The following is a 22,486-nucleotide window of genomic DNA, read 5'->3' as shown; positions in this document are numbered from 1 at the left end:
TTTTTTCGTGAATTTTCTTTCAAACAGGTGCGATTCCCCTCTGAACACCTACAATCAAGCAAGATTCGCGCCTTTATGAAAATCAAGTTCACCTCATTGTTATTCGCTTTGATCACCGCCCTGACGGTGGTCAGCGCATCTGCGGAAAAAGCAGACCGTAACAAGCCCATGAACATCGAGGCCGACACCCTCAAGCACGACGAACAAAAGCAGCTCACATTTTTCAGCGGCAAAGTGCTCATGACCAAGGGCAGCTTGGTCTTAAAAGCCGCTCGCATGGAAGTCAAGCAAGATGCTCAAGGCAATCAAATTGCCACCATGTCTGCGGAGCCAGGCGACCGAATTTTCTTTCGGCAAAAGCGTGAAGGACTGGACGAGTACACCGAAGGCGAAGCCGAAACAGCCATCTACAACAGCCAAGCCGACACTCTGACACTGAGCAACCGAGCCGAATTGCGCTTGGTGCGCGGCACTGTGGTGGCCGACCGCATACAGGGCCAGCAAATTGTGCTGAACAACACCACCGAGGTTTTTAGCGTGGACGGAAAGTCCAGCACAACTCCGGGTGCCAGTGGCAGCCAACGTGTCAAGGCCACCCTCACGCCTCGCGCCAAAACCCAGGAGCCGGCACCGACCAGCTCGGGTATTCAACTCAAGCCTAGCCAGCGCATTGGCAACGACAAACCATGAGCCCAAGCCCCGACGTCAGCAGTTTAGAAGCGCGTCATTTGCAAAAGTCTTATGGCAGTCGGCAGGTGGTGTTTGATGTTTCGGTCAAGGTTGAAAAAGGCGAAGTGGTGGGCCTGCTGGGCCCCAATGGTGCCGGCAAAACCACTTCGTTTTACATGATTGTCGGTTTGGTCCGCAACGATGGCGGGCAAATTTTGATTGATGGCCAAGACGTCACGCGCATGCCCATTCATCGGCGCTCGCGCATGGGCCTTTCTTATTTGCCCCAAGAGGCTTCTATTTTCAGAAAGCTCACCGTCGCAGAGAATGTCCGCGCTGTACTGGAGTTGCAAGTCGACACCAACGGCAACCCGCTCAGCGAATCGGCCATCAAAGAACGCCTTCAAAATCTTCTGAAAGATTTGCGAGTCGACCATTTGCATGACTCACCTTCCGTGGCCTTGTCGGGTGGTGAACGCCGGCGTGTTGAAATTGCTCGTGCCTTGGCCACAGGCCCACGCTTCATTTTGTTGGACGAACCCTTTGCAGGCATCGATCCAATTGCTGTCATCGAAATTCAACGCATCATCGCCTTCTTGAAAGAGCGCGGCATTGGGGTCCTCATCACCGATCACAATGTGCGCGAAACATTGGGTATTTGCGACCACGCTTACATCATCAGTGAAGGCCGTGTGTTGGCCCAAGGCACGCCCAAAGAGATTGTGGACAACGCCGATGTGCGCCGCGTCTACTTAGGCGAAAACTTCCGAATGTGATGGCTCAATTTCTATGAAGCAAAGCCTTTCCCTTCGGATGTCACAGCACTTGGCGCTGACGCCACAGTTGCAACAATCCATTCGGCTGCTTCAACTCTCTACGTTAGAGCTCAGCCAAGAAGTTGAGCAAATGCTCGACGAAAATCCCTTCTTAGAGCGCAGCACCGACGAAGCACCGCAAGAAGACTTTGGCCTGCCTGAAGCCGACGCCCGTGTGAGTTTGGGTGACCGTGTTTCAGAAGCCGCCAGCGATGCCGGCGCCGACTCACGCGACGCAGCCAGTGAATCCACAGCCTCTGTCTCTAACGACGAAGCGGTCACCGATGTGGCCGACAGTTGGGACGGCGATGGCAGTGTTGAAATAGCGCCAGACGACAGCGAATGGGGCACCGATGCCGGTGCTCGCAAAAACAACACCAACAACGACTCTGAAGGTGCAGACGCCATTGAACTGGCGCGCGGCTTAGGCTCGCTCACAGAGTATTTGCATCGGCAAGCTTTGTCGATGCGCCTGTCCGAAATTGACCGTGCTGCGCTGCGCTTCCTCATCGAGTCTTTGAACGACGATGGTTATTTAGAAGAAAGTCTCGAGTCCCTAGCACAAGGCTTGGCCGGCACCGACGACATCGAACAACTTGAAGAATTGGTGCACCGCTTTACAGTGGCCTTGAGCCTGCTGCAATCGCTCGAACCCGTGGGCATTGGCGCACGCGATTTGGGCGAGTGCTTGCGCATTCAACTCAAAGCCATCTTGAAAGACGAACCCGACAACGAAGTGGCAGCCGTCGGTCTCAAAATTTGTGCCTTGCCCTTAGAGTTGTTGGCCAAGCGCGATTTCAAACGCTTGGCCGTGCAATGCGGCGAAGAAGAAGGTCTTGTCAAACAAGCACTGACCTTCATCACTCGCCTTGAACCTAAACCGGGCCGTCCTTTTGCCAACGCAGAGCAGCACGTCATCGTGCCAGATGTCTTGGTCATTGGCACCCGCAAAGGCGGCGAGCCGCACTTTAGAGTGCAGCTCAACCCCGACGTGATGCCCAAACTGCGCGTGCACGACATCTATGCCAACGCCTTGCGCGGCGGCAAAGGTGAAGGGCATTTAGGTTTGCAACAGCGCCTTCAAGAAGCACGCTGGTTCATTAAGAATATTCAACAGCGCTTTGACACCATCTTGCGTGTGTCAACGGCCATTGTGGAACGTCAGCGCAACTTTTTTATTCATGGCGAACTGGCCATGCGCCCCTTGGTCTTGCGCGAAATTGCCGACGAACTGGGGCTGCACGAATCCACCATCAGCCGCGTCACCACAGCCAAGTACATGACCACACCCATGGGTACTTTTGAGTTGAAGTTTTTCTTTGGCTCTGGCTTAGGCACCGACAGCGGCAGCGCAGCGTCTAGTACAGCAGTTCGCGCGCTCATCAAACAATTGGTGGCCGCAGAAAACCCCAACAAACCCCTCTCAGACAACCAACTGTCTGAAATGCTCAAAGAACAAGGCATCGATTGCGCCCGCCGCACCGTTGCCAAATACCGCGAGGCGCTCAAAATTGCGCCCGCCAACTTGCGTAAAACTCTGTGAACTCGCTACAACTTTTCATGCCTTGCGCCGCCGGTGTTGAAGGCTTGCTGGCCGATGAGGTGCATCAACTCACCGGCCTGACAGGCAACGACCTTTTAACGGGCCGTGGCGGCGTCATGGCCAATGCCTCATGGCGCGATGCCATGCGTCTGAACTTGCACAGCCGTCTCACACAACGCGTCTTGATTCAACTGTCACAAACTTTTTACCGCAGCGAAAAAGATTTGTACGACGCAGCCAGCGCTGTGGCTTGGGAAATTTGGTTCACCACCAAGCAAACTTTCAAGATTGAAATCACCGCGCAACACAGCCCGCTCACTAGCTTGAATTTTGCGGCACTCAAAATCAAAGATGCTGTGGCCGATCGCTTTCGCGCCAAGCGCGGCGAACGTCCCGACGTCAATACGCAGTGGCCCGATGTGCGCATTTACGTGCACCTGACTACCGACACTTGCACGCTGTACATGGACACCTCGGGCGAGCCTTTGTTTAAACGCGGATGGCGCGAAGACAAAGGCGATGCGCCTCTCAAAGAAACTTTGGCAGCCGCCATGTTGGCAGCCAGTGGTTGGGACGCACACACCCCTTTGTACGACCCTTGCTGCGGTAGCGGCACCATTGCCATTGAAGCGGCCCAAATTGCCTGCGGCATTGCGCCCGGCATCATGCGCCGGTTTGCCTTCGAAAAATTGCTCCCGTTTCAACCGCACGTATGGCAAGCCTTGCAAGACGATGCGCGCGCGCAAGAGCATGCGCCCACCACCGAAATTCACGCCTCCGATGTGGCGTTCCGAATGGTGGACTTCACACAGCGTAATGCCGAGCGCGCGGGTGTGGGTCAAGTGGTGCAAGCTCGCGGCGGTGATGCACTTCAGCGCATGCCACCTTGTGAAACCCCCGGCATCATGTTGCTCAACCCGCCCTATGGCGAGCGCATTGCGGCTGCGGGTGTGGCCGGTGTTTCAAGCCGAGACAGAAACCGCGAACCCGGTGGAATGGGCCGCTCACGCGACAACGTTGACCTCAGCCGCGCTCGCGAAATTGCTGAAGGCGACGATGGCGGCGAGTTCTTTGCCCAACTGGCTTCGCATTGGAAAAAGAATTACAACGGCTGGACCGCTTGGATGCTGACCCCCGATTTGAAGTTGCCTTCCAAAATGCGCTTGAAAGAATCTCGCAGAGTGCCCATGTGGAATGGCCCTATTGAGTGCCGCATGTTCCGCTTCGACCTCATGAAGGGTTCGGTGCGTGACAAGCTCTGAGGCGCAACAGTCACACCCCTGGGTCATCGACACCAACATCGTGCTCGACCTTTGGTTGTTTGAAGACCCTGCCACCGTGCCTTTGCGCGCCGCACTCCAAAGCGGACTGATTGCACATTTAGCCACTAGCAGCATGCGCGATGAACTTGAGCGCGTACTCACCTACCCGCACATCATCAAGCGCATGGCCAAGTCCAAGCTCCAAGCACAAGACATTTTGAATCGCTTTGATGAACACCACTTGCTGGCTGAACCTGCGGTCAAAGCGCCCTGCACTTGCAAAGATCCTGACGATCAAAAATTCATCGACCTAGCAGTGGCCCACGCAGTGCCCTTGCTTAGCAAAGACGCTGCTATTTTGTGCATGAAAAAACGTTTATTTCAATCGGGCGTGATGCTCAACCCGACCGAAATTCCAGCGCAGTGAATGCGCGATCTTCGCAATCCTTACCTATCATTGATCACAGGAACCCCCTATGACTGGCCTGCAACCTGAAGACTTCGACGCCCTTGACGACATCTTGGACGATTTGCGCACGCGCTACGAAGAAACGCCCCAATGGGAATTTTGTGAAGGCTTCTTGGTCGCCCTGATTTGCTGCCGCCGCGCCATTCCTGAAACAGAATGGCTGCCAGTGCTGTTGGGCTTGGACGATGACGGCGCTGGCTTCACAGACGAAGCTCAAAAAGTCAATTTCTTGCGCTTGTGGCAACAACGCTTTGACGAAGTCAAGCTGGCACTCGATACCGAAATTAAAGCGCTGGACGAAGACAGCGCTTATGCGCCTGAAGTGATGGATGTGCGCGGCGCCATTGCCAGCCTGCCACCCGAAGAGCGCGCTGAAATTGCCAGCGAAGAAATTCCAGCCTTTGCACAAGTCTGGGCTTTGGGATTCATGTACGTGGTCGAAAACTGGCCAGACGAATGGAATGCACCCAAAGACAAAGATGCGGCGCAATGGCACGACACTGCGCTAGAAGCCATTGTGGCTTTGACCGAAGACGACACCGATGAACCCACCCTCTCTGCGCTCAGCGAAGACGGCCCCTTGAGCGTCAGCGAATCACGGTTGAACACTTATGGCGAAGCATTATGGGCGGTCTATGATTTGCGTGAAATTTGGCGCAGCATTGGTCCGCGCGTGACGCAAGTGATTAAAGAAGCAACCCCAGGCCGCAACGATGTGTGCAGTTGCGGTAGCGGCAAGAAATACAAGAAGTGTTGCGGCGCCCATTGATCTGGGCTCTTTGAACTGAGCTGTTTGAGCGCGCGCTCAAACCATGAAGGTTTTTAATTCCGTGATGGTGACTTCGGGCAACTCTTCAGGGATGAAGTGCCCCGATGGCACCACATGGCCCGACACTTGACCCGCACATTGCGCTTGCCAAAGTTCTAGCGGCTTGAACATTCTGTTGACCACGCCTTTTTCGCCCCAAAGCACCAGCAAATCGCACTTCACTTTGAGACCTTGGTCGCGGCTTTCTTGATCGTGAACCAAGTCAATGCCGGCACTCGCCCGGTAATCTTCACAGGCGGTATGCACTGCAGGCAAGATATCGCCAGCTTGCTCGGGCTGCAAGGTGAGGCTGCGCTCGTATTCGGCCATGGCTTCGGGTTCAATGAAGCTCGTATTGCCAGAGCCCCAGCCGCCCAATTTGGCATGCAAGTAATGCAACACATTGCCACCAATCATTTTCTCGGGCAAGGGGCTGGGTTGAATCAGATGGAACCAATGGTAATAAGCGCGCGCAAAGTCCATGTCCGTGCGTTTGTACATGTCGAGCGTAGGCGCGATGTCGAGTACACACAGTTTCAAAACACGCGATGGAAAATCGACTGCCAATCTGTGCGCCACGCGCCCACCGCGGTCGTGGCCGCACAAAAAGAAATCGTCCACATTGAGTTGGTCTAACAAGCCCGCCACATCTTGTGCCATGGCCCGTTTGCTGTAGTTGCTGTGATCGGGCAGGCCTGGTGCATGCGACGAATCGCCATAGCCTCGCAAATCGGGCAGCACCAAGCGGTAGTCGTTTTTTAAAGCTTGGGCCACTCGGTGCCACATCACATGGGTTTGCGGAAAGCCGTGCAACAACACCAAGACCGGCTTTTCCAATTGCGACAACCAATTGGCGGTGATGCGCGCGCACACCACCACACCATTGACATTGAATTGACGTTTTTCAAAACCATCAAACCAAACGTTTGGTGCTTCGGATGTGGAAGGCAAAATTTCTTGTGTGCTCATAGAATGATTTTGCAACTGTCATGCGCTTTTGGCAATCAGCCTTTGGCGCGCATTTCGGCCAAATCGTTCCAAACGTCTTGACGCTGCAGTTTGCCTTTCACCAATTCAAAGCGATCGACGAATCGAATGTCTTTGAACTCAGTGCCATCGAGCCAAACACCATTCAACATGCCGCGGCAATACACCACAGTTTTGTCGCCTTGCCAAGACTCATCAAAACTCATGTTGGTTTTCCATACCTTCTGATAACGCGGCGCAGCCCAGGCCAACAACGCTGTCAATTGACGCATGGTTTCGCCGCCTGGAAAAACCATTTCAAAATTAGGCGCCAAAAAAGTCTGTGCAGCCTCTAAATTTCTGGCGGCCATGTAGTCCAAGAATTGAGCAACCAGTTGACTGCCTTCGGGCAAGACAGGTCCGCCACTGGAAAACACATTGCCATCGCGGCGATAAGCGCTGACCTCTTGAACAAAAACTGTCGTGCCTGCATCGCTGGCATCAATGACAGAGCGCGCCGTGTGGGCCAAACGTTGAACCAAGCGCTGCTGCGCGTCTTGAGGATAACCAGGGAGCAGGGTGACAGAAATGACAGGCATATTGAATCCTTATTAACTCAGTGGCGAGACGCCAACGACCATTGCATGCAAATAGAAAGTGATCCCCGCCCAAAGCAATGTTCCGAGAACACAAGCTGTCAAAGTAGCCGACATTTTTGCAACAGGCTCAGAGCTGGCGTCTTCACTTTTTATCTTCTGCAGATTGGCGCGGTCTCGTGCTCTAGAGGCTCTGTAAATGAGCACAGACCAAAGTAAAAAGGCGCCAAACAAAAGAAGGTCTGCCAAGTTGCCATTGGCCAGCAAATGCGACAAGGCCCAGACCTTGACCGACAGAACCATGGGATGCCCTAGGCGCAACTTGAGGTGATTGCCAGGAATGTACGTTGCCACCAACAAAATGCTAGCAAATAGCATCAGCAGCACACTCATATGACGTGTCCAAATAGGCGGCTGCCAAACGAGCACAGGCTGCATTCTGACTTCTGCATAACCGATGATGAGGGCATAAAAACCCAACAAGGTGATGACGGCGTACACCCCCTTAAAGGCTTTTTCGCCCACAGACTCGATGGTTTTAGTGCGCCAATCGTCCGCAAAGATTCGTACCGAATGAGGGCCTAGAAATAAAACAAGTCCCAAGATTAACCACGTCATGCAAACTCCTGATGAGGAAAGAACTAGCATTGTCTAGGAATTTGAGCGAATCAGTTGATTTTGTAGCAACGGTTTTTGGACTTTTCCCAAAGCGCTTTTGGGCAACTGTTCCAGAAACAACACTCGCCGTGGCAATTTAAAACGTGCAATGTTGCTCTGCAAGTGCGACAAAATATCTTCAGCACTCAACTGATTGCCTTCGGGTGTGGCTTGTCGTGTGACAGCCAACACAGGAACTTCACCCCAACGCTCGTCGGGCATACCAACCACCGCGCATTCAGCAACGCCGGGGAAAGCCATCAAGGCATTTTCAATTTCCGCAGGGTAAATATTTTCCCCGCCAGAAATGATCATGTCTTTGTTGCGACCCACAATTTGCAAGCAACCCTCTTGATCCAAAAATCCCATGTCACCTGAATGAAACCACCCGTCTTGTAAGCCATCTGATGTTTGCGTGTGAGACGACGACCAATAGCCGCGCATGACATTGGGCGCTTTGACACAGACTTCACCTGCTGTACCGATGGGGACTTCACAGCCTTCAGGGTCGATCAACTTCAGGGTCAGGCGCGCATGGGGCCAACCTGCAAAGCCGATGCGAGAGATGGCATCTTTGAACTTCAAAACGACACTCACTGGCCCAGTTTCTGTAGCGCCATAGATTTGCCCAACAGGAATGCCACGCGCATGAAATTGTTGCAAATAAGAGGCAGGCATAGTGGAGGAACCGGTCATGATGCCACGCAAACTTTTTAAATCTGCATGTGCCCAATTGGGGTGGTCCAAAACAGCTCGTAGCGTGGCGGGCACCAACAAAGAGAGAGTGGGCCGACTTGCTTCTGCGCCCTCAGTCACAGCGGTCAGCCAAGCGGATGGATCAAAGCGAGGATGAAGATGAACAGAAACACCTGCCAGCAATGCCGGTAGAGTTTGAATGCATAAACCGCCTACATGAAACATCGGCAATGTAGAAAGAACAATGTCATGCTCAGTGAAATCGTGCGCTTGGTGACTAGCCTCCGCATTGGCAAGCAGCCCAGACTGTGTATGCAATGCACCCTTGGGTAAGCCAGTGGTGCCCGACGTGTACACCAACAGCAGGTCTGCATCTTCAGAAATTCTAGGAAACTCAATGTGCCTGGGAGAGGGATGGTCGATGAGGCGTTCAAGTAAGCTTGTATGACAATCACTTTGAGGCAATTCACCCAACTGCTCTAGCGTCAAGGTATTTGCCGTGCTTTCATGTAAAGCGTCATACACCAACAAGCTGGGTGTGGCATCTTTCATCACCATCTTCAATTCAGCCACTGCCAACCTGTAATTCAGTGGCATGAAAATCAAACCCAATCGCGCGCACGCTATGAAGGTGACACATTGCAGTTCATGATTTAAACCCAACCAAGCCACACGTTGCCCACCCTTTAGGCAAAAGGTGTTTTGAAGATGCCCAGTGACGCGTTCAACACGGCGCCAAAATTTAGCAAAGTCAAAGTCTTCGGTATGCCCTGGCATACCGAAGCGAATGGCCAGCTGGTTGGGCTTACTCAAGGCCAGCGTTTTAAAACGCTGCGCAATGACTGAACTTTCGCTCATTCGTCTTTCTCACCAGCCTCGTACAAGGTTTCTCGCCCCAAACGATCGAGGCAAAGCTCAGCCGTCCAAGGCAGCATGAGCGAGCCGCAACGCGCATCGCGGTACAAACGCTCAAGTGGCAAAGACTTCAACATGGACTGACCGCCACAGGTGCGAATGGCCAAACGTGCAATGTCTTGGGCGTTCTCCATGATGGTGTACTGCGCTGCATAGGCACGCAGTCGCGACGATTTGGGCGGATCGATTTTGGCGTCTTCAATGGCGCGCAAAAACAAATTCCGTGTTTGCTCTAGTTTCACAAACATTTCAGCCACGGCAATTTGCTTGGTGGCAAACTGGCGGCGCTTGACAGGGCCCGTGCCCGGAATTTCGCCACGCAAATAGGCCACCGTAAAATCGTAGGCGGCTTGCGCAATGCCCATGTAGGTGGGCGACAAAGTCATGAACATGTGCGGCCAACGACTGGCCGCCTGAAAATAAATACCTTGCGGCATGAGCGCCGCATCTTCAGAAACAAACACATCCTTGAAGATCAAGTTGCGCGATACGGTGGCGCGCATGCCCAAGGGATCCCAATCGCCTTCCACTGTTAAGCCTGGTGCATTGCGAGGCACTGCCAAATAAAGCGTATCGCGGCGAGACAAATCGGCATCGGCTTTTTTCTCAGTACACAACACACCAAAAAAATCGGCGGCATCCGACAAGGATGCAAAGATTTTTTTGCCATTGATGCGCCAACCGCCCTCCACCTTCACCGCCTGTGTGCCAAACGGTTGTGCACCTGCTGCGGCTGCACCCCCTTCAGAAAATGGCTGTGCATAAATGGCCCCGTCATTGACCACACGGGCAAAGTGCGCTTTTTGATGCACGCGGTGCAAGGCTCTTTGCTCGGGTGTCATGTCCAAATCTTCGGACAACAATCCGCTCCACATCATGGTGCACACGTGCATGTTGAAGGTGAGGGCCGTCGCACCGCACCAGCGACCAATTTCTGCAGACACCATGGCGTAGGTGGCGTAATCGGCGCCTTGACCGCCATGCGCTTCAGGCACGCACAGGGCTAAAAGGCCCGCATCTTTCATGTCTTTGTAATTCTCGAAAGGGAACTGGGCCTCCCGATCTAACTGCGCGGCTCTGGGTGCAAACTTCTCTCGCCCCAGATCATGCGCCAAGGCCATCAGACGCTTTTGTTTGTCTGTGAGGGGATAGTCATCGCCACAGATGGGCATGTAGGGTTTGGCCAAAGCCGGCGTTGGGGTCGAAATCGTTGTCGGACTCGTGCTCATGAAAATTCTCTGTTCAAAAATGACGGTGTATCCAAGTCAAGATAGCCTCGTGAAAGGGCGCTTCTTGTTCAAAATTCATCAGGTGACCAACACCTGGAATGCATGCGAATTCCGCATTCGGGATTTTTTGTGCCATGCGGCGCAACACCTCGGGCGGGGCAGTCTTGTCGTGCTCTCCCGCCAGGCAAAGCGTTGGCACCGAAATACTTGGCAAAGCGGCACGCTGCTCAAACTTGACCAAGGCGTGCAAAGCCGCTCGGTACGTGCTGGGCGGTACCGCAGACATGCAGGCATGCGCCAAAGCCAAACCGATCGGATACTCAGACAATTTAGTGCCGGATGGCAAGGCATGCGGCGACACCATGTTGGGAATCAATTTGTCAGCCACTTGCGCCATCGTCTGCCCTGCGTCCAAAGGCGCCAAGCGCTGAGCCACAAATTGCTTTTGAAAATCGCCGTCTTGCTGACCAAACGCCGGGCTGCTGGCCGCAATGACCATGCCTGCAATGCGAGAGGGGCAATGCGTCCAAGCCTGCAGCGCCACCATGCCGCCCATGCTGTGACCCACCAGAATGGCTTTCTGAACATGGGCTGCATCCAATAGTTTTTCTAGCGACAACGCCAGGCTTTCAAAACTCAAAGTACCTTCAAGCAGACTGTCGCCATAGCCTGGCATGTCCCAAGCTAGCGCGCGATGGCCTTGCTTTGCAAAAAATTCTACCGAAGGTTGAAATCCCTTTTTGCCGCCCCCAATGCCATGCAAAAACACGACAGCCACAGTCGCATCTTTGGGCCCGGCCTCCAACCATGCCGGCGTTGACAGGGGCATGACCATCGTCATGCTGCCGCGCTTTCAAACACGCCTGAAACCAGTTGGCCTTCTTGCACCACACACGTGCCATCCAGTTGAATGGTGCAAGATCGCATGGGCAAATCAAAGTGACCCAAGGTATGGCGACCCGCCACTTCATTGGCGCCTGTGGAATACAAAAAGTTACCCGCAAAGGCTCTGAGTTCTGTGCCATTGCAATCGCGCTTGTCATAAAAGGTCATGGCATCCCAGCGTGCAGCAGGATTCAATCCAAAGCCCACGTGCGACACAGCACACGCATCGCGATGGCCTTCTTTGTCAATCCAGGCTTGGTAGTAATTTCGCATCATGTCGACATCGACACCCTCGCCCTCAATTTGGGTGATGGTGTCGTTTTGAATAGTGAGGCGAATGGTGTCTCGCACATACCGCTTGAAAGTCAGGTTGACATCGCCGGGCGCCATGACCAGTGTGCCGTTCACGCTGCCTGCGGCCGGAAAGGCCAAAGCCAAGCCACCTGGCCAATGTGAGACCATGCCTGGCTTGGCACAAAAACCCCACACGCCGCCTACCACCGCAGATTTCAATTGAATGTTCAGATCGGTGCCCGCTTTGCTGGTCACGTGCATGTGCTGCGTAGCCCGCAGTTTCTTCATGGCATTGCGCACCACGCCCTCCAGCGCAGGGTCGGGCACAGTGCGCTCCAATATTTCTGGATGCTCATTGGAAATCATGAACAAGCGTGGCACGACGCCATCCGCACCTTTCAGAATGGCGGGCAATTCGGGCGCATGGAGCATGCCTTCGACTGTGCAATCAACAATCAGGTTGGCGCGCTGCAAAGCGGCCACTACCGGCGCCAAGTTTTGAATCACGTCTGTGGCGCCTGTTGACCGAACAGGTGCAGGCGCCGTCAGTGCGGGTGTGGGCAAGCAGACTTCGAACACCTGGGCGCCCATGCGCTGCAAAGAGAGCCTTGCCAAATCGACATTGACACGCCTAGATTGGCTTTCGGTGAGCAGCGCCACCACTTCGCCGGCCTGAACTTTGCACAAAGCAAAAGTTCGCTCAAAAGCGTTTAACCACCGGTGTTCAATTTGCTCAATCAACATTTCAACTCCTGGCAAAGCCAATTCAGGGTTTGACGGCCGTCACCTCTATTTCAACCAATGCGCGGTCTTCTACCAAATCGGCCACTTGCACCAAGGTCATAGCTGGGTAGTTTTTACCCATCACCTCTTGGTACACCTTGCCCAACTCGCGACCCCTTGCCACATATTCTTTTTTGTCTTTGACATACCAAGTCATGCGGGCCATGTGTTCAGGGCCTGCATCCGCGCAAGCCAGTGTGGCCACAATGTTTTGAAGCGCTTGTTTGCACTGTGCCACAAAGTCATCGGTTTCAAACTGGCACTGGCCATTCCAGCCAATCATACCCGCGACAAAAATCATTTCACCGCGCGCAGCAATGCCGTTGGCATAGCCTTTGGCAGGCGCCCAGCCCTCTGGCTGTAGAACTCGCAAAATTTCTTGAGACATGGTTTGCTCCTTATTTTTCTGAATTGAAGGCAGGCGCTTGCTGACGCAATTTAAAGCGCTGCAACTTACCTGTTTCTGTGCGCGGCAAAGCTTCGCAAAAGACCACGCGCCTTGGATACTTGAAGGGTGCAATGGTTTGTTTCACAAAATCTTGAATTTCTTTTTCCAATTTAGGCGAGCTTGTGTGGCTTGGCTTTAAAACCACAAAAGCCATGACCACTTGACCGCGCTCTGGATCGGCAGCGCCGACCACACCACACTCCGCCACTGCGGGGTGTTGCATCAAAGCGCTTTCCACCTCCGGCCCCGCGATGTTGTACCCCGCTGAGATGATCATGTCGTCATTGCGGGCCTGGTAACTGAAGTACCCATCAACGTCCATCACAAAGGTGTCGCCGGGCAAATTCCAACCGTCCTTCACATAATCTTTTTGTCTGGGGTCGTCCAAATACCGGCAACCCGTTGGGCCACGCACTGCCAAGCGCCCCACCGTACCTGGCGGCACTGGCTTCATGTCTTCGTCCACAATTTGCGCCTGATAACCAGGCACCACTTTGCCAATGCTGCCCGCTCTGACTTCTTGGCCCGCACTGGCAATGTAAATGTGAATGACTTCGGTGCCGCCAATGCCATCGGTCATTTCAATGCCCGTGGCTTTTTTCCACAATTGACGGGTGGCATCGGGCAAAGCCTCGCCGGCAGACACCGTGTGCTTTAAAGATTTCAATGCAAACGCACCGGGTTTGTCCGCCACCAACATGGCCATCTGTCGGTACATCGTGGGCGCGGTGTAACACTGTGTGGCCTGGTACTTGTCAATGCTCAACAACAAAGACTCTGGTGTGTATTTTTCAAGCAGCACCGCGCACGCGCCGTATCGCAAAGGGAATGCCAGTAAGCCGCCCAGGCCAAAGGTGAATGCAATGGGCGGTGTGCCGCACACCACATCGGTCTCGCTCATGTGCAACACATGTTTGGGAAACAAATCGCACATGGCCAAAATATCGCGGTGAAAATGCATGGTGCCTTTGGGCTGACCTGTGGTGCCGCTGGTAAAAGCAATCAGGCACACATCGTCACGACTGGTGGGATAGGCATCAAACACAGCAGGATGCTTTGTCATGCGAGCTTCAACACCGCTGACTTCTTCCGATCTAAACCAATTGACTTGCTTTAAGGACTTGCAAAAATGCGCATGGGTGCTGTCGACACAATGTGCCAACTCCTCTGCCAACAAGCTGTCGCACAGGGCTGCACTCACTTGGGCTTTGTCGATGATTTGCTTTAATTCAGCGGCACGCAGCAAAGGCATGGTGGGTACGACCACCAAGCCAGCCTTCAATGCGGCCAAAAAACAAGCGGCCATCATGGGACTGTTGCCGCCTCGCAGCAACAAGCGTTCGCCCGATTGAAGACCCATGTCTTTGACCAGCACATGGGCAATTTGATTCACCTTGGCCTGCAGCTGCGCATAGGTCCACTCAATAGAACCGTTAGCGTCTGCGCCTTTAACCGCAATGCGCGAACCTTTGCCTTGAATCACATGCGTGTCGAGCAAGGCACTCACGCAATTGAGTTGGGGTGGGTACTGAACTTCAAGCCGATCGAACACAAACACAGGCCACTGATCTTGCGGCGGCAATCGGTCTCTGGTGAAGGTGTCGCGGTGCGAAGAAGGCAATAGAGATTGCGTCATGTTCATCCTCACTTGAGCAAGTCACGGCCAATGATCAACTGCTGAACTTCGGTGGCACCTTCGTAAATTCGAAGGGCCCGAATTTCACGGTAAAGCGATTCAACGATACAGCCTTTTTTCACGCCCATGCCACCATGCATTTGAACTGCCATGTCAATGATTTGCTGGGCATTTTCGGTAGCAGTCATTTTGGCCATGGCCGCTTCTTGCGTAATGCGCTGCCCCTGATCGCGCAGCCAAGCGGCACGGTAAGTCAACAAAGTGGCAGCATCCAACAAGGTGGCCATCTGCGCCAATTTGCTTTGCGTGATTTGAAAATCTGCCAACGACTGGCCAAACATCTTGCGTTGTTTGGCCCATGCAATCGACTCGTCCAATGCGCGGCGTGCAAAGCCCAGCGAGGCTGCAGCTACCGAAGTTCTGAACACGTCCAAGGTGGCCATGGCCACTTTAAAACCTTCGCCCGCGGCGCCAATGCGTTTGGCATGGGGCACCAAGACATTGTTGAAATGCAATTTGGCCAAAGGATGCGGCGCGATCACATCGATGCGTTCGGCGATGTCCAAACCCGCAGAGTCAGCGTCCACAATGAAGGCGCTGATGCCTCTAGCGCCTGGTGCTTCGCCAGTGCGTGCAAAGACCACGTAAAAGCTGGCAATCCCGCCATTGGAGATCCACGTTTTGAAACCATTCAAGCGATAGCCCTCGGGCGTTTCTGTGGCGCTGCATTGCATAGCCGCCACATCAGAGCCCGCTTCTGGTTCACTCAGCGCAAATGCAGCCAAGGCCTGTCCACTGGCCACGCGGGGCAAATAGGCTGCTTGTTGCTCAGGCGTTCCTTTGAGGCTGATAGCACCAGACCCCAAGCCCTGCATGGCAAACGCAAAATCGGCCAACCCATGGTGCCAAGCCAGTTCTTCGCGCAACAAACAAATGGTGCGAGTGTCAATGACTTCGGATGCGCCGCCATGCGCTTGGCCTGCAATGGCGGGCTTCAGCCAGCCGCCTTGCCCCAAGGCCTTGACCAAGCTCACGCACTCTTTGTCAATGGCATCGCGCGATTCATCGTGGCCGTGTAGCCCCGCAAATTGTTGGGTCGTCCAGTCTTGCAAACTGGCTTTGAAATCTCGGTGTGACGCCTCAAAAAAAGGCCATGCCAAATGTGCCGCTGAATTCATGGTCAGTCTCCCTGGAACACAGGCGTTTGCTTGGCCACAAAGGCGTGGTAGGCCCTGTGGAAATCGTTGGTCGCCATGCAGATGGCCTGCGCTTGGGCCTCGGCCTCGATGGCCTCGTCTACACCCATGTTCCATTCTTGTTGCAACATTTTTTTGGTCATGCCGTTGGCAAAGGTGGGGCCACTGACCAACATTTTGGCCATGGCTTGCGCCTCGGCCAACACGTCTTCGGGTGTGCACACACGGTTGTAAAAACCCCAGCGCTCAGCCTCTTCGCCTGGCAAGCCGCGACCGGTGTACAACAATTCCGACGCACGCCCCTGACCAATCACGCGCGGCAACAAAGCACACGCCCCCATGTCACAGCCTGCAAGGCCCACTTTGTTGAACAAGAAATAAGTTTTGCTGCGCGCTGTGCCGTAGCGCAAGTCGGATGCCAAAGCCAACAAGGCGCCAGCACCCGCACAAATGCCATCGATGGCAGAGATGATGGGCTGCGGGCATGCTCGCATGGCTTTGACCAGGTCGCCCGTCATGCGTGTAAAAGTCAGCAAACCTGGCATATCGAGCTTGGTAAGCGGCCCAATGATTTCATGCACATCGCCGCCCGAACAAAAATTTCCGCCAGCGCCTGTTACAACCACTGCATGCACATCTTCAGCATATGAAAGCGCCCTGAACAAGTCGCGCATTTCGGCGTACGACTCAAACGACAAGGGGTTCTTGCGCTCGGGTCGGTTCAAGGTGAGTGTGGCCACCCCGTCTTTGACTTCAAACAACACATGTTCCGCTTTGTAGTTGGCCAACTTGTTGTTGTGACGTGGCAGCTGCTGCGGCTGGCCTGGTAAATATTTTTGGCTCATGATGTCTCCTCTTGTTTTTGTAAATTCTTTTTCAGTGCAGCCAGCAAGCTGTACAACTGATTCTGCTGATTGTTAGACAGGCCGGCAAACATCTCGGCCACCCATTCCTCATGCGATACCGCCATGTCTGAAAATGCATCGCGACCCGCTTTGGTGAGCTTGACCGTAAAGGAACGGCGGTCGGTTGCACCCACTTGGCGCATCACCAGTTTTTCTTTTTCTAATTGGTCCACGATGGCGGTGATGTTGCCGCCCGTGACCATCATTCGCCTTGAAAGTTCACCCATGGTCAGTCCATCAGGGTGTCGCTCGAGTTGCGCCATCAAATCGAAACGCGGCAAGGTAATGTCAAAAGACTCGCGCAAGTTTTGACGAATCTTGTCTTCAACTCGCGTGGTACACGAAAGCAAGCGCAACCACAATCGCAAAGATGCATGCTGATCGGCGTGCGCTCTGAATTCATGATCGGCATTGACCGAGAGGCTGGCAACTGAAGTCATCACATGGTCTCCCCGCCGTCCACGGCGATTGATTGGCCGTTGACTGACGATGCGGCGTCGGCACACAACCACAACACGGTTTGCGCCACTTCGTCAGGTTGAATCATTTTTTTCTGGGGGTTGTGCGCCACCAAAGCCTCACGCGCTTGCGCTTCGGTTTGACCCGTCTTGCTCACAATGTTGGCAATCGAGTCGCGCACAATATCGGTTTCGGTAAAGCCAGGGCAGACTGCGTTCACAGTCACGCCTTTGCGAGCCAACTCCAAAGCCAAGCTGCGTGTCAGACCAATCACGCCGTGTTTGGCTGCAGCATATGCCGACACATAGGCATAGCCTTTCAAACCCGCTGTACTGGCAATGTTCACAATGCGCGCGGATTTGCCTTGAGATCCTGCCAACAACAAATCAGGCAGCGCCGCTTGAATGCACAAATAGGTTCCCGTCAAATTGACACTCAACATCTGTTGCCACAGATTCAAATCTGTTTTGGCAAAGGGTTGACTCAGGGCTTGGCCCGCGTTGTTAATCAGCACCTCAACTGGGCCAAAAGCCAATTGATTAGAACGATGTGCCTCCGTCACAGATTGAGGATTGCTCAAGTCCATGGGACTCAGATGAACTTTGACGCCAGGGCAGGTTTTTTCCAAAACCAGTTTTTGAGCCTTCAAGGTGCCTAGGTTGCGGCCCGACAAACTGAGAGCCGCACCTTGGCGCGCAAACACGAGCGCTACAGAGGCGCCGATGCCACGTCCTGCGCCCGTGATCCAAACGTGGCGCATCAGTTTTCTCCTTTGGCCTGTGCTGGTGAGGCCGCTTGGGCGGCCATCAAAGCTGCACGTTCAAAATTCGTTTCCATCTGCCGTTTGCCAGACACATAGGCCTTGTGCCAATTCAAATCGGTGTAGCCAATGCGCGCCGCTTCCTGCATCGTCCAAGAGGGATTGGCCAAATGCGGCCTGGCCACCGCACACAAATCGGCACGGCCCGCTGCAATGATGCTGTTGACGTGGTCAGCTTCTGAAATGGCACCGACGGCAATGGTCCGCACACCGGCCTCGTTGCGAATGCGATCGGCAAAGGGGGTTTGAAACATGCGGCCATAAACAGGCTTCTCGCGTTTGTCCACTTGACCCGATGAGCAGTCTACAAAATCGACGCCAGCGGCCTTGAACTGTTTGGCTATTTCGATGGCATCGTCTGGCGTAATGCCACCTTCCACCCAATCGTGGGCCGATATACGGACCGACATGGGTTTGTCTTGTGGCCAGATTTTTCGCAGGGCCACAAACACTTCCAAAGGAAAGCGCAAACGATTCTCTAGGCTGCCGCCGTAGTTGTCTTTGCGTAAATTGGTCAAAGGCGAAATAAAGCCAGACAGCAAATAGCCGTGCGCACAGTGAAGCTCCAACCAATCGAAGCCAGATTGCACGCCCCGTTGTGCAGCGGATATAAATTCAGCCAATACTGCATCCATGTCAGCGCGCGTCATTTCATGCGGTACTTGGCTAACGCCGTCCATGTAGGGCAAAGCTGAAGGCGCCAGCAAGGGCCAGTTCTGGCCATCGCGTGCGGCATCGTTCAATGGCATGTCAATGCCATCCCAAGCTCGGCGTGTCGAACCTTTGCGACCTGCATGGCCCAATTGCAACGCGATCTTGGCATCGGACTGCGCATGCACAAAATTCACAATGCGTGTCCACGCTTGCTGCTGCTCGTCGTTCCATAAACCTGGGCAGCCAGGCGTGATGCGCCCCTCGGGCGAAACACAGGTCATTTCTGTGAACACAATAGCGGCACCACCTACCGCACGTGCGCCGTAATGCATCAAATGAAAATCGCCTGGCAAGCCATCCACCGCAGAGTAAGTGGCCATGGGAGACACCATCACTCTGTTTTTAAGCGTGATACCACGCGCTTGCAAAGGCAAGAACATAGGGGGTGTTGATTTGCCTGGCGACGCATCATCCATGCCGGCCAAGGACCCCATGAATTTTTCGTAAGCAGAAACAAATTTAGCATCTCGCAGCCGCAAGTTTTCGTGCGAAATGCGTTGGCTACGTGTGAGCAAGGAGTAGGCAAATTGTTGCGGCGGTAAATTGACATAGCGCGCTACATTTTCAAACCACTCTGTAGAGTTGCGCGCCGCATTTTGAATTTTCAAAACCTCAATGGACCGTGTGGCTTGGTAGGCCTTCATGACCTCTTTCATACCCGCCACATCGTGACCCACACGCTCAAATGTGTCTGCCAATTCAATGGCGTCTTCCAAAGCCAGCTTGGTACCCGATCCAATCGAGAAGTGCGCAGTATGAGCCGCATCACCCATCAACACATAAGGCACTTCACGGCCGTTGGCAGACTTCTCCCAATGCACCCATTGGTCACAAATGACACGCGGAAATTTAATCCAATGGGCAGAACCTCGCAGGTGTTTGGCGTTGCTCATGAGGGGGTTGCCGTCTAAATATGGCGCAAACAACTTTTCGCAATAAGCAATTGATTCTTCTTGCGACATGTCCTCCAAGCCAGCCGCTTTCCAAACGGACTCGGGTGTTTCCACGATGAACGTAGACGTGTCGCCATCAAACTGATAAGCGTGCGCTTGGAACCAGCCATGCTCGGTTTCCTCAATGGCAAACGTGAAGGCATCAAACAGTTTGCGAGTGCCCAACCAAACAAAGCGGCAATCACGTACGTCAATGTCCGGCTTGTAGGTGTTGGCAAAACGCGTGCGCATTTTCGAGTTGAGACCATCACACGCAATAACCAAGTCTGCTTGGTACAAAGTTGCCACGTCCGCATTGGCATCGACTTCTTGCTCAAACAGCAATTCAACACCCAATTCTTCACAACGCTTTTGAAGAATGTTCAGCAAACGCTTGCGGCCAATGCCACAAAAGCCGTGACCACCCGATCGCATGGTCTCACCTTTGAAATGCACCGCAATGTCGTCCCAATGGTTAAATGCGCCCAAAATTTCTGATGCTGTACTGGGATCAGCCACTTGCAGCTTGGACATGGTGGCATCTGAGAACACCACACCCCAACCAAAAGTGTCGTAAGGCTTGTTGCGCTCTAGCACCATGATGTGGTGCTCGGGATGCCGCAACTTCATCAGCAAGCCAAAGTAGAGCCCTGCGGGGCCACCGCCTAAACACACGATTTTCATGAAAATGTCCTTGACCCAATTAAAATTGTTTTAACTTCAATAGTTGAAACTTGAAATAATTATGGCGGTGTGCGTCATGGCGGTCAAGGACGAAAAAAAAGCAGCTTTGAAAAGCTGCTTTTTAGGGTAGTTTACTGGGGCAACACCGTGATACTGATACGCCGGTTTCGAGGGTCTTTGGGATCGCTCGGGTTGTAGGGCGCGGTATCGGCCACACCTTCAATTTTGGCAAATCGATTGCCCGGTATGCCCTTCTTCTCGATAATTTTGCGTGTTTCTTCTGCACGCTCAGCCGACAAAGACCAGTTATTGCGGTCGTCTGAATTGGCAAACTGAACGCTGTCGGTATGACCGCGGATGGCCACTTTGTTAGGCATGGCCGCCAAGGTCTTGGAAACTTCACCCAGCAAAGCTTGCGCCCTGGGGGTCATGTTGGTGGTTCCCAAGCCAAACATGGCAAAGTCGGCCTTGTCGATGATCTCAATGCGAAGGCCATCTTTGTCCCTTGCAAACTGCACTTGATCTTTCAGTTTGTCCAGCTTCGGATTCTTGGCCATGGCCTCTTTGATTTCTTTTTCCATCTTGTCAAAGTTGGCTTTGTCGGCGGCCTCTGCAGCCTTTTTGCCAGGGTCACCATCCTGCCCGGATTCTTTGCTGTCTGAGCCTTTAGGCGATGGGTCGTTTTCTGTGGGACCGCCTTCTGAACGGGGTGTCACCATGTTCAACGCGCTGGTTTGTTTTGCAGAAAAAGGAAAGCCATCGGGGTCAATCACAGATCGGCCGCCCAGCATGCCATCAGAGCCTGCCAATTTGCCCATGGTGACATTGCTGTGCGAAGTGGGCTTGAAATAGTCGGCAATGCTTTTGCGCTGGTCGGCATTGGACGCACCCAACAACCACATCAACAAGAAGAAGGCCATCATGGCGGTCATCATGTCGGCCAGGGCAATTTTCCAAGCACCGCCGTGAGCACCGCCGTGCCCATCGTCCATGATTTTTTTGATGGTGATGCTGGGCGCCACCACCACAGGCGCATCAACTTCCGCCTCTTCTGGAATGAGGGGGGCAACTTCACCCTCGGCCTCTGCTTGCGCTTCGGCCGACGTGTCAGCCGGCGCCTCAGCGGCTAGCGCTTGGGCTTCATCTTTGGGCGCTTCTAAAACTTCCTCAGCCATGGCTGTTAGCCCCCTCGCAAGCCATCAAACACCTCAGCAAAACTAGGCTGATTGTGGTGACTGATACCCGCTCGCGCAGCCTCAATAATTAGAGGCATAGGGTGGCCGTGTAAGGTGCCAATGATGATTTGTTTCACCACTTTGTAAATTTGACCTTCATCGTCAATGATCTGAGCCAAGCGCGAAGCCATGGGTTCAATGAAACCATAAGCCATGAACACGCCCAAGAAGGTACCCACCAAAGCGCCACCAATCATGGCACCCAGCACGGCAGGCGGTTGGTCAATCGCGTCCATGGTTTTCACCACACCCAACACACAAGCCACAATACCCAAAGCGGGAAGCGCACCGGCCAATGTGGCCAAAGCGGTTTGCGCCTTCAAGGCATCGTGGTGGTGGGTTTTGATGGAGAGGTCCATCACATCTTCCACCGCATAAGGACTCAAGGGGCTGGTAGAAACCACCATCAAACGAACCGTGTTGCAAACCAAATCTAGCAAAGCGTGGTCGTGCAAAATTTTGGGGTATTCGCCAAAGATGGCACTGGATTCGGGACTTTCAATGTGCGCCTCAAGGGCCACTGGGCCCTCGGTTTTAAGCGTTTTCATGATTTTGGACACCACAAAAATGGTGCTCAAATAATCTTCTTTTTTGTAGGCTGGGCCTTTGAACACTTTGCCCATGCCACCCAAGGCACCCTTGAAAATGTCCATGCTGTTACCGATCAGCATGCCGCCAATACCAGCGCCCAAAATAATGAAGGTTTCAATCGGCGCAGATTTGATAATCGGCTTCATGCTTCCGCCGGCCATGATAAAGCCGCCGAACACACAGACCATCAAAACCACGATACCAATAATCGCATTCATATTTCTCTCCAAAAACGACCAAACGGGCGGCTGGCTTCCCAGTTGCGCCCGTCATTGTTCC

Annotated in this window: 22 protein-coding genes; 6 read left to right on the top strand and 16 right to left on the bottom strand. The window is 53.6% G+C overall.

The annotated features are described in order from the left end of the window. Window positions 1-75: 75 nt before the first annotated feature. Genes lptA through AMM03_RS08065 form a run of 6 tightly spaced genes read left to right on the top strand, consistent with a single transcriptional unit; the run spans window position 76 to window position 5,527 of the window. Window positions 76-690, top strand: coding sequence for a lipopolysaccharide transport periplasmic protein LptA (gene lptA, locus AMM03_RS08090; RefSeq protein ID WP_090130798.1), 615 nt, complete (start codon window positions 76-78; stop codon window positions 688-690). Next, window positions 687-1,445, top strand: a complete 759-nt coding sequence (gene lptB, locus AMM03_RS08085; protein ID WP_090130223.1) for an LPS export ABC transporter ATP-binding protein — start codon at window positions 687-689, stop codon at window positions 1,443-1,445. The genes lptA and lptB overlap by 4 nt, the downstream gene beginning before the upstream one ends. 13 nt (window positions 1,446-1,458) lie before the next feature. Further along, window positions 1,459-3,027 (top strand): RNA polymerase factor sigma-54, encoded by a 1,569-nt coding sequence (locus AMM03_RS08080; RefSeq protein WP_090130221.1) that lies wholly within the window; start codon window positions 1,459-1,461, stop codon window positions 3,025-3,027. A 17-nt stretch (window positions 3,028-3,044) separates the two neighbouring features. Next, a complete protein-coding gene (locus AMM03_RS08075; RefSeq protein WP_090130219.1) occupies window positions 3,045-4,289 on the top strand; it encodes a THUMP domain-containing class I SAM-dependent RNA methyltransferase in 1,245 nt (414 codons plus the stop codon). Then, on the top strand, window positions 4,276-4,716 hold the full coding sequence (locus AMM03_RS08070; protein ID WP_090130217.1) for a putative toxin-antitoxin system toxin component, PIN family: 441 nt from the start codon (window positions 4,276-4,278) through the stop codon (window positions 4,714-4,716). The genes AMM03_RS08075 and AMM03_RS08070 overlap by 14 nt, the downstream gene beginning before the upstream one ends. Window positions 4,717-4,765: 49 nt before the next feature. Then, a complete protein-coding gene (locus AMM03_RS08065) occupies window positions 4,766-5,527 on the top strand; it encodes a YecA/YgfB family protein (protein ID WP_090130215.1) in 762 nt (253 codons plus the stop codon). 36 nt (window positions 5,528-5,563) lie between these two features. On the opposite strand, the gene AMM03_RS08060 is transcribed toward AMM03_RS08065, so the two are convergent. From AMM03_RS08060 to motA, 16 genes are all read right to left on the bottom strand, one after another. Further along, window positions 5,564-6,535: an alpha/beta fold hydrolase gene (locus AMM03_RS08060; protein ID WP_090130213.1), complete on the bottom strand. Its 972-nt coding sequence runs from the start codon at window positions 6,533-6,535 to the stop codon at window positions 5,564-5,566. A 35-nt stretch (window positions 6,536-6,570) separates the two neighbouring features. Further along, on the bottom strand, window positions 6,571-7,131 hold the full coding sequence (locus tag AMM03_RS08055; RefSeq protein ID WP_090130211.1) for a nuclear transport factor 2 family protein: 561 nt from the start codon (window positions 7,129-7,131) through the stop codon (window positions 6,571-6,573). A 12-nt stretch (window positions 7,132-7,143) separates the two neighbouring features. Then, window positions 7,144-7,746, bottom strand: coding sequence for an NnrU family protein (locus AMM03_RS08050; RefSeq protein WP_090130209.1), 603 nt, complete (start codon window positions 7,744-7,746; stop codon window positions 7,144-7,146). A 33-nt stretch (window positions 7,747-7,779) separates the two neighbouring features. After that, on the bottom strand, window positions 7,780-9,339 hold the full coding sequence (locus AMM03_RS08045) for a class I adenylate-forming enzyme family protein (protein ID WP_090130207.1): 1,560 nt from the start codon (window positions 9,337-9,339) through the stop codon (window positions 7,780-7,782). Beyond that, window positions 9,336-10,568 (bottom strand): acyl-CoA dehydrogenase family protein, encoded by a 1,233-nt coding sequence (locus AMM03_RS08040; RefSeq protein ID WP_090130796.1) that lies wholly within the window; start codon window positions 10,566-10,568, stop codon window positions 9,336-9,338. Before AMM03_RS08040 ends, AMM03_RS08045 begins: the two co-directional genes overlap by 4 nt. A gap of 70 nt (window positions 10,569-10,638) precedes the next feature. Next, window positions 10,639-11,466 carry an alpha/beta fold hydrolase gene (locus AMM03_RS08035; protein WP_228764611.1) on the bottom strand — a complete coding sequence of 276 codons (828 nt, stop codon included), beginning with the start codon at window positions 11,464-11,466 and terminating at the stop codon, window positions 10,639-10,641. Then, on the bottom strand, window positions 11,463-12,548 hold the full coding sequence (locus AMM03_RS08030) for a 2,5-dihydroxypyridine 5,6-dioxygenase NicX family protein (protein WP_090130793.1): 1,086 nt from the start codon (window positions 12,546-12,548) through the stop codon (window positions 11,463-11,465). Before AMM03_RS08030 ends, AMM03_RS08035 begins: the two co-directional genes overlap by 4 nt. A 22-nt stretch (window positions 12,549-12,570) precedes the next feature. Further along, window positions 12,571-12,975 (bottom strand): RidA family protein, encoded by a 405-nt coding sequence (locus AMM03_RS08025; protein WP_369793675.1) that lies wholly within the window; start codon window positions 12,973-12,975, stop codon window positions 12,571-12,573. A 10-nt stretch (window positions 12,976-12,985) separates the two neighbouring features. Further along, window positions 12,986-14,677: an AMP-binding protein gene (locus tag AMM03_RS08020; RefSeq protein ID WP_090130205.1), complete on the bottom strand. Its 1,692-nt coding sequence runs from the start codon at window positions 14,675-14,677 to the stop codon at window positions 12,986-12,988. 2 nt (window positions 14,678-14,679) lie between these two features. Then, complete coding sequence (locus tag AMM03_RS08015; protein ID WP_090130203.1) at window positions 14,680-15,849, bottom strand: acyl-CoA dehydrogenase family protein; 1,170 nt, start codon at window positions 15,847-15,849, stop codon at window positions 14,680-14,682. Window positions 15,850-15,851: 2 nt separating this feature from the next. Continuing rightward, window positions 15,852-16,712 carry an enoyl-CoA hydratase family protein gene (locus AMM03_RS08010; RefSeq protein WP_090130201.1) on the bottom strand — a complete coding sequence of 287 codons (861 nt, stop codon included), beginning with the start codon at window positions 16,710-16,712 and terminating at the stop codon, window positions 15,852-15,854. Further along, window positions 16,709-17,212 (bottom strand): MarR family winged helix-turn-helix transcriptional regulator, encoded by a 504-nt coding sequence (locus tag AMM03_RS08005; RefSeq protein ID WP_090130199.1) that lies wholly within the window; start codon window positions 17,210-17,212, stop codon window positions 16,709-16,711. The genes AMM03_RS08010 and AMM03_RS08005 overlap by 4 nt, the downstream gene beginning before the upstream one ends. Beyond that, window positions 17,212-17,991 (bottom strand): SDR family NAD(P)-dependent oxidoreductase, encoded by a 780-nt coding sequence (locus AMM03_RS08000; protein ID WP_090130197.1) that lies wholly within the window; start codon window positions 17,989-17,991, stop codon window positions 17,212-17,214. The genes AMM03_RS08005 and AMM03_RS08000 overlap by 1 nt, the downstream gene beginning before the upstream one ends. Beyond that, window positions 17,991-20,381 carry a bifunctional salicylyl-CoA 5-hydroxylase/oxidoreductase gene (locus tag AMM03_RS07995; protein WP_090130195.1) on the bottom strand — a complete coding sequence of 797 codons (2,391 nt, stop codon included), beginning with the start codon at window positions 20,379-20,381 and terminating at the stop codon, window positions 17,991-17,993. The genes AMM03_RS08000 and AMM03_RS07995 overlap by 1 nt, the downstream gene beginning before the upstream one ends. Window positions 20,382-20,512: 131 nt before the next feature. Next, window positions 20,513-21,556, bottom strand: coding sequence for a flagellar motor protein MotB (locus tag AMM03_RS07990; protein WP_090130193.1), 1,044 nt, complete (start codon window positions 21,554-21,556; stop codon window positions 20,513-20,515). Window positions 21,557-21,561: 5 nt separating this feature from the next. Beyond that, window positions 21,562-22,425 carry a flagellar motor stator protein MotA gene (gene motA, locus AMM03_RS07985; RefSeq protein WP_090130191.1) on the bottom strand — a complete coding sequence of 288 codons (864 nt, stop codon included), beginning with the start codon at window positions 22,423-22,425 and terminating at the stop codon, window positions 21,562-21,564. Window positions 22,426-22,486: the final 61 nt, after the last annotated feature.

This window comes from Limnohabitans sp. Rim11, assembly GCF_001269365.1.
Classification (GTDB): Bacteria; Pseudomonadota; Gammaproteobacteria; order Burkholderiales; family Burkholderiaceae_C; genus Limnohabitans_A.
Note: the sequence above shows the minus strand (reverse complement) of the source record. Positions and strands in the feature narration are given on the sequence as shown.